The sequence below is a fragment of the Faecalicatena contorta genome, from assembly GCF_021531995.1.
Classification (GTDB): domain Bacteria; phylum Bacillota; class Clostridia; order Lachnospirales; family Lachnospiraceae; genus Dorea_A; species Dorea_A contorta_A.
Genome location: NZ_JAFBIZ010000024.1, coordinates 21249 through 32561 on the forward strand (window position 1 = coordinate 21249; position 11313 = coordinate 32561).

Sequence of the window (11313 nt, forward strand, 5' to 3'; positions counted from 1 at the left end):
GGAATCGACAAACAGTCAGAATTTATACCAGAAACCTGGGAATCACCGTCTCAAGAACGCTTCCTGCAATACACCGGGCTTTATCCGAGATCGTGAAGCAATTTGCCAGTTCTTCCTTTCGCGGATCGATATCCGCGATCTTAAATCCCCGGGTAACCGGATACCCCTCTCTGAGCAGGCCGCGCAGGATTCCAGTCAGCGTCGCAGGCACCGGGCATCTGCCTCCATCCTCGGTTTCAATCCATGCAATCTCCTCTCCCGCCGTTACAATATCTCCGATTTTTCTGCAATTATGAAAGATTCCCTCTTTTTCTGCATGCATGACACGTTCCTTTGAGTAACCGCCAATATTCCCAGGCACTCCTGTATTCGGATATGCAGAACCACTGCGGATGACACGTCCAAGATTATGTCCCCTACGCGTTTCAATAACGACATCCACATCTTTCCCCGCTTCAAATCCGGGGCCGAGTGCAACCGTAAGCGGTGCCAGATTCCTGCTGGTGCCCAGATTTTTCTTGGCAAGAATCGCATCCACCACTACTTCCGGGCAAAGTCTTCGGATAGAATCCCCGTTCGGATCTACCAGAACCGGGACTTCCTGTTTTTTTACCACTGCTTCTATCTCATCACAGTCATGAATCAGAACCGCCTTCATGTCTTCTACACAGGCATGTCCGTCATAGACTGCTTCACTGACTGCCACCTGGCGCCGGATAGCCGCCGGATGCTCTGCTTCCAGTACCAGAACCGGAAGTCCCGCCGACCACAGGCGATGAATCGTTCCTGTTGCCAGGTCCCCGCCCCCGCGCACAATAATCAGTTTTTTCATCATTCTACTTTCTCCTTCCCGATCACACAATGCTCAATATGCCGCTTCTTTAAAAGTTCCCGGATCCGCCCGGCTGCCTGCATTCGTTCCTCCGTCTCACACTGGCTGAGCACCACGCAATACTCCCTGTCTCCGACATTCTTTCTGGTTCCATCCTCCGCCGCCAGGATCGCTGCCATCCGCTCCTCATCTAAGATCTCCCGGGGCTTGACTCCAAGAAGACACATCGCTTCTTCCTTCCGAAAGCACACTTCTTCCAGGGGTCTTCCCCATGCGCGCATTCCCATAACACCGATCACGATGTCGCAGGATTCTGGAATCACCGGCTCATGCGAAGCCGGAACTTTGCAGGGCATGCGTTTTGATCCATCCGCCTCGATCAGTACCACATCTGCCATCTGTATATATTCATCCAATTCCTTCTCCGAAAGACTGCAAAGCTTTCCCTCTTCACAGGGAATTCCTGCCACCGCATAGGTCCCCTGCTCCCACAGCTGTCCGGCTTCCCCCAGATGCAAAACCAGGTGTCCATCCTCCGGCCTGTGGATGTGCGTGGTTGTCGTGACGAGCACCTTTGCGCCACGCTCCGCATATCGCCTTGCAAGCTCATACATCAGCGTTGTCTTGCCTCCGGCTCCGACCAGCGCAATCACATGTCCGGTTTCCGGAAAAAAAGGAAATGTTCCTTCCATAGATATCATCGTATCTAATCCTCCCGCTTAAAGTCCCCATGCACACCTCCGGATTTTTCCAGAAGGCGAATATCCGTAATCTCCATATCTTTCTGCACCGCCTTACACATATCATAGATCGTAAGCGCTGCCGTCGTAACCGCTGTCAGTGCTTCCATCTCTACACCGGTCTTCCCGTCACAACTAACACTTGCCTGTATCTCAATCTGGCAGTTTTCCTCATCCATATGAAAAGAAAGGTCAATTCCGTGAATAGCGATCGGATGACACATCGGAATCAGATCAGATGTCTTTTTTGCTCCCATGACACCTGCGATCTGTGCCACAGTCAGCACATCTCCCTTTTTCATACCACCTGTCTGAATCAGCTGAAAAGTCTTTTCATTTACCTTCACGACTGCCGCCGCAACTGCCTTTCTGTGGGTGACTCCCTTTTCCCCCACATCTACCATCTTCGCATTTCCCTGTATATTAAAATGTGTAAAATCATCCATATGCTTTCTGTTTCTCCTTCCTTCATACACGATTCATAACACAAATACAGGTGGGTATACCAAAACCCACCTGCTGCAAATCTAATCTTAACTATGATATCTAATCCTCACGAAATGTAATGCTCTGTGTATCTGCATCCATACCATCTACGATTGCCAGTGACTCTACGCGGAGTCCTTTATCGCGAAGCATCTTGCCGCCCTGCTGGAATCCCTTTTCAATTACGATTCCGACTCCCACTACATTGGCATGTGCAGACTCGATCAGGTCGATCAGTCCCATCGCCGCACAGCCGTTAGCCATAAAGTCATCCAGAACCAGGACATTCTCTCCCGGCTGAATAAAGCGACTCGCCACGATGACATCGTACGTCCGCTTATGCGTAAAAGATTCGATCTTGGTAGACAACATTGTTCCGTCCAGATTAATGGACTGCGTCTTTTTCGCAAATACGACCGGACAGTCAAAATACTGTGCTACGATCGCGGCAATTCCGATACCGGAAGCTTCAATCGTCAGAATCCGGTCAATCTTCACATCCGCAAAACGACGCTTGAATTCTTTTCCGATCTCGTTAAACAACTGAATGTCCATCTGATGATTCAGAAAGCTGTCCACTTTCAGAACATTCCCCGGCTTAATAATTCCATCTTTTCGAATACGTTCCTTTAAAAGTTCCATGATCCTTTGTTCATCCTTTTATCTTTATTTGAACAAAATTATATCAGTTTCCTTTTTTATTGTAAACCTATTTCAGGATGGAAAATCCGGAACCATAGCAGAATCAATCTAAGATCTTAACAGCAGAAGCTGCGATTCCGGAAACTGCAGATAATCCGGCATTCCTTTCTTCCGGATGAGCTCCTGACGTTCTTTCTGCACGAACCAGCTAATCGGTGATGCCTCTGCTTCCGGATGATTTTCCGGCTGCAGGTAATAATTCATTTCAAATGGAAGACTGGCACTTCCACTGATCTTCACGCGGATGCAATTCTCCCTTCGCTCTCCCCAGACCGGCACAAACTCATGCGCTCGAAATCCCACATGGGTAATCTCTTCTTCGACCTCTCTTTCGGTATGCAGCTCCACACCCCAGTCATCCGCATACATTGTATGCGCATCCACTCTTTTGATTCCGGAGATGTTCTTACATCCGGTCAGTCTGGCCGCCGCCACTCTTTGCGGATTCTCGAAGATCTCTTTCGCTCGTCCTGCAATCACTGATTTTCCCTGATCCATAATCAGAAGATCTTCACAGAATCGATAGATCTCATCCCGGTTATGGGAGACCAGTATGACCGTGCCCTGATAGTCCGCAAGCATCGCCTCCAGCTCCCGCTGCAGATGATCCCGTAAAAACATATCCAGAGCTGAAAACGGCTCATCCAGCAGAATGACTTTCGGCTCATATGCCATGATCCTGGCAAGCGCCACCCTCTGCTGCTGCCCTCCGGAAAGCTCTCCCGGCAGTCTCTTTTCCAGCCCCTCCAGGCGGAATCTACGCACCATCTCCTGAACCCTTGCTTCTTTTTCATTTTTACTTCCATTTACTCCGACAGCAATATTCTTTTCAACCGTCATTGTTGGAAATAACGCATAATTCTGAAATAAATATCCGACATTACGATCCTGCGGGCGAACATAAAGCTTCTCTTTCGAGCTATAGACCACCTTCCCGTCAAGCTCGATCAGTCCCTGATCCGGCAGTTCGATCCCCGCAACACTTTTCAGTGTCATACTCTTTCCGCATCCGGAAGCTCCCAGGATTCCGATTCTGGAAGCCTCGCTCTGAAACCGGACATCCAGATGGAAGTTCCCGACTTTTTTCTGAATATCAATCTTTACTCCCATCTGTTACCACCTCTTGATATGTTTCATTTTTCTGGATGAGATCAGGTTCATAAGTACAATAATGACGAATGCAATGCTGATTACGATTGCCACCCAGATTCCGGCCGTCAGATAATCGCCGTCCTGTATGACCATGGCGATCTTCTGGGAGATGGTTCCCGTCTTTCCCGGAATATTTCCCGCCAGCATGGAGGTCGCCCCATATTCTCCCATCGCACGGGCGAAGGTCAGGATGGTTCCTGACGCGATACCGGGTCCCGCAGTCGGGATGATGACTTTCCAGAAAATCTCTGTCTCAGACATCCCCAGGGTTCTCCCCGCATAGATCAGATTGACATCAATCTGCTCAAATGCGGCCCTTGCGTTCCGATACATCAGCGGAAATGCAATGACGGTTGCTGCTATGATACATCCAAGCCACGTCTGCACAACCTTAATGTCAAATGTTTCATATAAGAAGATTCCAAATGGCCTTCTTCTGCTGAACAAAAGAAGCAGAAAGAAGCCCGCAACCGTCGGTGGCAATACCAGCGGGAGCGTCAGAATTCCGTCAATGACCGCCTTTTTCCCCGGCGGAGCCATGATTACTTTTCTGGCTGCAAAGATCCCCAGAAAGAAGGAAATACAGGTTGCCACCACTCCCGTCTTCAATGAGATGATCAAAGGACTGTAGTCCAGATTCTTTAATATATCTAGCATCTTGCTCCTCCCTCCGGCTGCCGCAGGCACCTTGTCTTATTCTACGTCTGTATCAAAGTAATATGCGTCAAACACTGCTTTTGCTTCGTCTGACAGAATGAATGCCAGGAAATCTTCTGCTGCTTTTGTCTGTGCATCATCTGCTTCTGAATTGCTGATCAGAGCGATTGGATAGATGACATTTCCGGTCAGATCATAACTTACTGTTTCCAGAATCGTAAGATCATCCTCATATCCATAAGTATCAGAATAATATGTAGTTCCGACTTCGCAGGAACCTTCTACTACAGCTGAAAGTACTTTACTTACGTTATCCTGTTCGCTGATCTCCACTCCGCCAAGTGCATCGGATACTTCCTGTGTCGTAATAGCTGAGACATCTTCTACTTCTTCCAGAACGCCGAGGTTTACCAGTGCCTGTCTGGTATACTTTCCAACCGGAACGCTTCCTCCTGCCAGAGCAATGTTTTCTGCTTCACCGATATTCTCAAGTCCGGTTACTTTTGTGTCACTGTCTTTCAATGTTACAACTACAACCTGGTTGTTGACTACATTCGCTCTGGTTCCGTCTACAACAAGTCCGTCTTCTTCCAGCTGATCCATCTGTTTCTGTGCAGCGGAGAAGAAAATGTCACACTCATATCCTTCTTCGATCTGTGTCATCAATGTTCCGGAGCTGTCTGCATTATAAGTAATTGTTACTTCCGGATGCTCTTCATTGTACATTTCCGCAAGCTCTGTCATAACCGTATTCAGACTGGCAGCGATAAACACCTGGATTTCCGTCTGCTCAGCATCTGCAGCTTCCTCTTTGGCGCCGCAGGCCATCATTCCTGCTGCCATTGTGGCTACAAGCAGTGCTGCTGTAAGTCTTTTCATAATCGTTCTCTTTTTCATCTTTTTTCTTTCCGATAAAACTGTCTGAATGGTTCTGATCCACATGTAAATGTGATTACTTTCTCGCACATTCTCCCTCACTGCCCCTTAAGATTCCCAGTCCGTGCGGAAGCTCAGGGAGAAGATATTCCAGAGTTTCCTGTACTGCTTTGGGGCTTCCCGGCAGATTGACAATCAATGTACTCTTACGAATTCCTGATTCTGCCCGGCTGAACATTGCTCTTGGAGTAATGCTCATAGAATATCCCCGAATGGCATCTGCAATTCCTCTTGCCATTCGGTCGCACACTGCAATCGTCGCTTCCGGTGTAATATCACGTGCGGAGAATCCGGTTCCTCCGGTCGTAAGGATCAGATTCACCTGTCTCTGATCAGCCAGACGGATCATCTGACGTTCCAGAGGCACTCTCTCATCCGGCAGAAGAAACGTCTCTACGATCTCGTAACCGGCATCCTGCAGCAACTCACAGATCAGCGGTCCGCTTTTATCTTCCCGCTCTCCCGCATATCCTTTGTCGCTTAAGGTAATCACCGCAGCCGTATAAGGTCTGTCAGGGGCCGGAGGAATCAGCTCCACCGGGTCACCTTTTCGAATCACTCCGCCACAGAGCACTTTGGTAAATACTCCTTCTCTTGGCATGATACAGTCTCCCATTTTCTTATAGATCTCGCAGTGGCTGTGACATTCCTTCCCGATCTGCGTCAGTTCCAGAATGACTTCGCCAATCTGAAATCTGGTTCCTACGGCAAGGTTTCGAAGATCGAATCCTTCGATGATCAGATTTTCTCCAAATGCTCCAAATTCCACATCGGCTCCTTTTCTGCGGAATTCCTCTATTTTCTCGACTGCAAGCAGACTGATCTGACGATGCCACTTGCCGCCGTGTGCGTCTCCTTCAATTCCCCAGTCCACAAGCACTCTTGCTTCGGGGATCTCTTTCTTCTGCGTCCCGCGTTTTTCGCTGATGCAGATGGCTTTTAATTCTCCCATATTATTATCCTCCTATGGATGACATTTCCTGTGTTTCCGTTATCATATCCCGCTCCTCGAACCGATGTACCGCCGGTTTGTTCTGAATGGCAGTTTCCAGAAGTTCTCTTACTTTCTGTGTATCCTTTGCCCTCAGCGCATCTCTTACAGAGATCCGGTCCTCAAAGCACAGGCAGGATTTGATGTCTCCTGTGGATGTCACGCGGATCCGGTTGCAGTACTGACAGAACTTTCCATGAATTGCACTGATGAATCCGATACTTCCCTGATATCCGGGCACCCGGTAATACACCGCCGGGCCATTGCCATGAATTCTGTCATCCTTCTCAAGTGGTCCATACTGCATTTCCAACTGTCGAAGGATCTCCTCATTGGCGATCGATTCATACTTTTTCCCGTATCCGATCGGCATCATCTCAATAAACCGGACATCCAGTCTGCGTTCCTTTGCAAGGGATGCAAGCTCCGGCCATTCCTCTTCATTTTTCCCCTTCTGAAGAACCGCATTTACCTTCAGCGGAATCTGATACTGAAACGCCGCATCCAGTCCTTCCAGTACCCGATGCAGTTCATCTCTTCCGGTGATCTCCCGAAAATGCTGCGGATTCAATGTATCCAGGCTGACATTCACCGCATCCAGTCCGTTTTCTTTCAGTTCTCTGGCATATTCCGCAAGATATACGCCATTGGTCGTAAGTGTTACCTGCTCAATCCCGGGAACCCGCTTCAGCATTCCTACAAGGGATGGGCAGCCTTTTCTTACAAGCGGTTCGCCGCCGGTGACTTTAATTCTTCGAATTCCCAGTTCTGCCGCTTCTCTTACCAGAAGCTCCAGTTCTTCATAGGTCAGGATCTCTTCCATCGGAATCCAGGAAATCCCATCGGGCATACAATACCGGCAGCGCAGATTACATCTATCCGTGATCGAAATCCTCATATAATTGATGTTTCTTCCATGTCCGTCCAGCATTCCTGTATCTTTCCTTTCATATTTATATCAATCAGACATTTGCAAACTTGTCTCGCGGTTACCTGCTATATCAATTCCAGCAATACACGGATCACTCCACCACAGATCATACCTTCTTCTTCCGCATCTTCTCCTGTCATATCTACCTGACAGATACGAACCTCCGGCTTTCCCTGCGAAGCCATGGCAAGTGCCTTCTGCACCACTTTAGCCTCCATACAGCCTCCGCCGATTGTTCCGACACATCTTCCGTCCCGAAGGATCAGCATCTTCGTTCCGACCGTTCGCGGTGCGGAGCCCTTTCTGGATACGATCGTCGCAAGCACTTTTCGTCCGGTATCCGTCCCCCGATCCATAATCGCTCTCAGGATTTCTTTTGTATATCCGCCGGAACGTTGCTTTCGGTTTTTCACTTCTATGATCTCTGCCATGATGGCAACTGCGATCTCCACCGGTGTCTCGGCCTTGATATCCAGGCCGATCGGAGTATAGACACCATCCAGCACCTCCGGATTGATCCCTTTTTCCTTCAGCGTCTCTATTACCATTCTGGTTCTTCTGCGACTTCCGATCATGCCGATATAGGCATGTTCCTTCTGTGCGATCTTCTCCAGACAGATCTGATCATATCGATGTCCTCTGGTCACAACCACAAAATACGTTCCCGCATCCCCCGCAACCTTTTCCAACCCTTCTTCGAAAGGTTCACAGATCACCTGTGTTGCTCCTGCACGTCTTGCATGGTCTGCATAAGTCGGACGGTCTTCCAGAACCGTCACTTCACAGCCCATCATCACGCCCAGCATGATCACCGGGATAGATACATGTCCTCCGCCACAGATGACAATCTTCGTATCTTCTCCCAACACATCACAGAACACCTGCGACTCTCCCAGATCGATAAGTCCACCTTCCGTAAGTCCCTCGATCTCTGTTGGATATTGCCGGAAAAAACCATTTTCTCTGCTTTCCCAGACTATTTTTCCATCCACTGCCAACACTTTTTCTGCCGGGATCTTCTCATCCAGAACTGTAAGAACCATTCTCCGTGTGTTCGAAGCGGTCTGCTCCATCGCTTCAAATAACGTTCTCATTCCGGTTCACCTATCTTCCCTTTCCAAAACCGCAGTTTGGGAATGTACAGACCGGACAGGACAGGCACAGTCCGCCCTGCCCCAGACCATTCAGATCCTCTGCTGTCAGTTTTTCTCCACTTATGATTCTTGGAAGGACCAGATCGAAGATCGTTCTCTTCGAATACATGACACAGCCCGGAAGTCCCATGACCGGGATATCCCCCTGGTAATATGCCAGCAGGAACATCGCTCCCGGAAGCACCGGTGCTCCATACGTCACGATATCGGCGCCTGTGTTCCGGATCGCAAGCGGAGTGCGGTCATCCGGATCCACACTCATGCCGCCTGTACAGATCACCATGTCACAGCCCTTGACAAGCATCTCTTCAATCGCTCCGGTAATCATTCTGTGATCATCATCACAGATCACCTGCTCGGCCTCTGTAATTCCATACTCTGCAAGCTTCTCCCGAATCACCGGGGTAAATGTATCCTGAATCCGTCCCTTGTATACTTCACTTCCTGTTGTAACAATCCCGACTTTTTTCTTTCCGTAAGGCAGAATCTGAAAGATCGGCTCCTCTCCTGCAACCTCTTCTGCCTTCTTCATCTTGTCCTCGTGAATCACCAGAGGAATGACTCTGGTACCTGCAATCTTATCTCCTTTTCTGACCGGGAAATTCCCATGGCGACTGGCAATCATCATCTCACCCAGTGAATTGATGCGATTCAACTTTTCAACATCAATCTTCAGCACACCATCGATATCTGCAATCAGTTCAATCTTTCCCTCTTTCACTTCCGATGGATGCATACCGTTACCCTGACAGATCCTTCGAAGAATCTCCGCAGCTTCATTTTCATGCAGCATTCCTTCTTCTTTTTCCCAGATATACAGATTTTCCTTTCCCACAGACAGAAGAACCGGTATATCTTCCTCGGTCACCACATGCCCTTTCCGAAATACCGCATCCTTTGTCACTCCTTTTATGATCTGTGTAATATCGTGACACAATACCTGTCCAACTGCATCCTCTGTTTTTACCAGCTTCATCTTTCTTCCATCTCCTTTATCCGTTCCCATTTCAACGATAATTACTTGATCCAATATAAAAACTTACTATAAATAGAAAAGGAACTGCTATAACATCCCTGGCCATCCGATACGATACCATGAACTTACCACAATTCCTCTTAACTCTCTTTTTACGGCCAACATCAGTATAGCAAAAACAGATGCTATTATATGTTGTCCAGACAACTTTTTTGCTTTTTCTATCCCTTATTTTTCATCCTTTTTTCTCAGATAAAGGAACCAGTATACACATCCTACACAGATGCCTCCCCCAATGATATTTCCAATTGTTACCGGAATCAGATTCGTCCCCAGAAAATGTCCCCATGTAATCACATCCAGATTCACGCCTGCTTCAGAAGCCGCCTGCGCATATTCCGGAATTCCTTTGGCGAACAGCCCTGCACCTATGTAATACATATTGGCTACGCTGTGCTCAAATCCGCAGACAACGAAGATCATGATCGGGAAAAACAGACCGATAATCTTGCCCGCTACATCTTTGGCTGCGAAAGACACCCATACAGCGATGCACACAAGAAAATTACAGAAAATCCCACGGATCAGTGCATCTGTAAAGCCAAGCGTACACTTTCCCGCTGCTGTAGAGATTACTGATACTGCCATCCCATTGTCAAACAGGCTGATCTGATGCGAATATACGATCCCTGCCGCCACCAGAATCCCCCCGATAAAATTGCCGACATATACTACAACCCAGTTTTTCAGCATTTCGGACAACCTGATCTCCTTCTCCAGAAGTGGAATCGTAAGCAGACAGTTGCCGGTAAAAAGCTCACTTCCTGCCAGAAGCACCATGGTAAGACCTCCCGGGAAGATGCATGCCCCCATCAGCTTCCCGACAGATGCAGGCTGCACACCGACAGCGGCTGTCGTTGCACCCACACCGCCAAGCGCAATAAATGCACCTGCCATGACTGCCAGAAGCAGCATCTTTGGGATCGGCGTATTGACCTTGCCCTTTCCGACATTGATATAGTTTCTCGCAATTTCAGCCGGTGAAAAAAGATTCATCTTTACATTCCCCCTGTATTATAATTTCTTCTTTTTCATACTGTATATTGTAGAAGAACCAGAACAGTTTTACAAGAGCATCTTCCATAGCATTTCCATTATCTATAAATGACCTTTTATATGGAAATATGTCATGGAGCAGCTGATCAGACAGCCATACCGGCTTTTCATAAAATTGAAAAAAACCTTCCACGCCGGAAGGTTTTTTTACCAATCTTTTTATCTCTTTATTTGTTTTTTAATACTCCCCGCATGTCTTCTATCACATGCCGCAAGCACTCCGGCGACAGGTACCAGTTTTATCAACATATCCATCATCTTAGTTCTCTTTCAAAGCAACGATTTCGATCTCAACCAATGCATCCTTTGGAAGCGCTGCTACCTGAAATGCAGATCTTGCCGGATAATTACCTTCACTGAAAAACTCTGCATATACGCCATTCATTTTTGCAAAATCTGCAATATTTTTCAAAAAAACAGTCGTTTTTACAACATTGTCCATGGTACATCCCTCAGATGCCAGAATCGCTTTTACATTTTCCAGGGACTGTCTGGTCTGTCCTTCAATGTCTGTTGCTACAATATCTCCCTTTTCCGGGCAGATTGGAAGCTGTCCGGAGAGGAATAACAGATTCCCGGTGTTAATTCCCTGTGAATATGGTCCGATTGCTAATGGTGCCTTTTCTGTACTGATTACTTT

14 protein-coding genes are annotated in these 11313 nt (G+C 47.8%); all 14 read right to left on the reverse strand.

What is annotated here, in order from left to right:
• Positions 1-22 precede the first annotated feature (22 nt).
• Positions 23-835, reverse strand: a complete 813-nt coding sequence (yqeB, locus tag JQM82_RS05055; protein ID WP_331472777.1) for a selenium-dependent molybdenum cofactor biosynthesis protein YqeB — start codon at positions 833-835, stop codon at positions 23-25.
• Positions 832-1533, reverse strand: coding sequence for a selenium cofactor biosynthesis protein YqeC (gene yqeC, locus JQM82_RS05060; protein ID WP_235248958.1), 702 nt, complete (start codon positions 1531-1533; stop codon positions 832-834). Before yqeC ends, yqeB begins: the two co-directional genes overlap by 4 nt.
• 5 nt (positions 1534-1538) lie before the next feature.
• Positions 1539-2018, reverse strand: a complete 480-nt coding sequence (gene moaC / locus JQM82_RS05065; protein WP_235248959.1) for a cyclic pyranopterin monophosphate synthase MoaC — start codon at positions 2016-2018, stop codon at positions 1539-1541.
• A gap of 100 nt (positions 2019-2118) precedes the next feature.
• Positions 2119-2700 carry a xanthine phosphoribosyltransferase gene (locus JQM82_RS05070; protein ID WP_235248960.1) on the reverse strand — a complete coding sequence of 194 codons (582 nt, stop codon included), beginning with the start codon at positions 2698-2700 and terminating at the stop codon, positions 2119-2121.
• Positions 2701-2808: 108 nt separating this feature from the next.
• On the reverse strand, positions 2809-3870 hold the full coding sequence (locus tag JQM82_RS05075; protein ID WP_235248961.1) for a sulfate/molybdate ABC transporter ATP-binding protein: 1062 nt from the start codon (positions 3868-3870) through the stop codon (positions 2809-2811).
• A gap of 3 nt (positions 3871-3873) precedes the next feature.
• Positions 3874-4569, reverse strand: a complete 696-nt coding sequence (modB, locus tag JQM82_RS05080; protein ID WP_235248962.1) for a molybdate ABC transporter permease subunit — start codon at positions 4567-4569, stop codon at positions 3874-3876.
• A 36-nt stretch (positions 4570-4605) separates the two neighbouring features.
• The gene (gene modA / locus JQM82_RS05085) at positions 4606-5412 is read right to left on the reverse strand and encodes a molybdate ABC transporter substrate-binding protein (protein ID WP_235248971.1); all 807 of its coding nucleotides are present in this window, start codon (positions 5410-5412) and stop codon (positions 4606-4608) included.
• 109 nt (positions 5413-5521) lie between these two features.
• Positions 5522-6457 carry an MOSC domain-containing protein gene (locus tag JQM82_RS05090; protein ID WP_235248963.1) on the reverse strand — a complete coding sequence of 312 codons (936 nt, stop codon included), beginning with the start codon at positions 6455-6457 and terminating at the stop codon, positions 5522-5524.
• 4 nt (positions 6458-6461) lie between these two features.
• Complete coding sequence (moaA, locus tag JQM82_RS05095; RefSeq protein ID WP_235248964.1) at positions 6462-7427, reverse strand: GTP 3',8-cyclase MoaA; 966 nt, start codon at positions 7425-7427, stop codon at positions 6462-6464.
• Between the two features lie 65 nt (positions 7428-7492).
• Complete coding sequence (locus JQM82_RS05100) at positions 7493-8521, reverse strand: XdhC family protein (protein ID WP_235248965.1); 1029 nt, start codon at positions 8519-8521, stop codon at positions 7493-7495.
• A gap of 10 nt (positions 8522-8531) precedes the next feature.
• A complete protein-coding gene (locus JQM82_RS05105; protein ID WP_235248972.1) occupies positions 8532-9557 on the reverse strand; it encodes a molybdopterin-binding protein in 1026 nt (341 codons plus the stop codon).
• Between the two features lie 228 nt (positions 9558-9785).
• The gene (locus JQM82_RS05110) at positions 9786-10613 is read right to left on the reverse strand and encodes a formate/nitrite transporter family protein (protein ID WP_235248967.1); all 828 of its coding nucleotides are present in this window, start codon (positions 10611-10613) and stop codon (positions 9786-9788) included.
• Positions 10591-10827, reverse strand: a complete 237-nt coding sequence (locus tag JQM82_RS05115; protein WP_235248968.1) for a hypothetical protein — start codon at positions 10825-10827, stop codon at positions 10591-10593. Before JQM82_RS05115 ends, JQM82_RS05110 begins: the two co-directional genes overlap by 23 nt.
• Before the next feature lie 105 nt (positions 10828-10932).
• On the reverse strand, positions 10933-11313 hold a 381-nt coding region (locus JQM82_RS05120), incomplete at its 5' end, for a RidA family protein (protein WP_235248969.1).

Excerpts from the sequence above, each read along its gene's own strand:
- moaC (WP_235248959.1), bottom strand. The coding sequence starts at position 2,018 with ATGGATGATTTTACACATTTTAATATACAGGGAAATGCGAAGATGGTA.
- JQM82_RS05070 (WP_235248960.1), bottom strand. The coding sequence starts at position 2,700 with ATGGAACTTTTAAAGGAACGTATTCGAAAAGATGGAATTATTAAGCCG.
- yqeB (WP_331472777.1), bottom strand. The coding sequence starts at position 835 with ATGATGAAAAAACTGATTATTGTGCGCGGGGGCGGGGACCTGGCAACA.
- JQM82_RS05090 (WP_235248963.1), bottom strand. The coding sequence starts at position 6,457 with ATGGGAGAATTAAAAGCCATCTGCATCAGCGAAAAACGCGGGACGCAG.
- JQM82_RS05075 (WP_235248961.1), bottom strand. The coding sequence starts at position 3,870 with ATGGGAGTAAAGATTGATATTCAGAAAAAAGTCGGGAACTTCCATCTG.
- JQM82_RS05105 (WP_235248972.1), bottom strand. The coding sequence starts at position 9,557 with ATGAAGCTGGTAAAAACAGAGGATGCAGTTGGACAGGTATTGTGTCAC.
- yqeC (WP_235248958.1), bottom strand. The coding sequence starts at position 1,533 with ATGATATCTATGGAAGGAACATTTCCTTTTTTTCCGGAAACCGGACAT.
- JQM82_RS05110 (WP_235248967.1), bottom strand. The coding sequence starts at position 10,613 with ATGAATCTTTTTTCACCGGCTGAAATTGCGAGAAACTATATCAATGTC.
- modB (WP_235248962.1), bottom strand. The coding sequence starts at position 4,569 with ATGCTAGATATATTAAAGAATCTGGACTACAGTCCTTTGATCATCTCA.
- JQM82_RS05100 (WP_235248965.1), bottom strand. The coding sequence starts at position 8,521 with ATGAGAACGTTATTTGAAGCGATGGAGCAGACCGCTTCGAACACACGG.
- modA (WP_235248971.1), bottom strand. The coding sequence starts at position 5,412 with ATGGCAGCAGGAATGATGGCCTGCGGCGCCAAAGAGGAAGCTGCAGAT.
- moaA (WP_235248964.1), bottom strand. The coding sequence starts at position 7,427 with ATGCTGGACGGACATGGAAGAAACATCAATTATATGAGGATTTCGATC.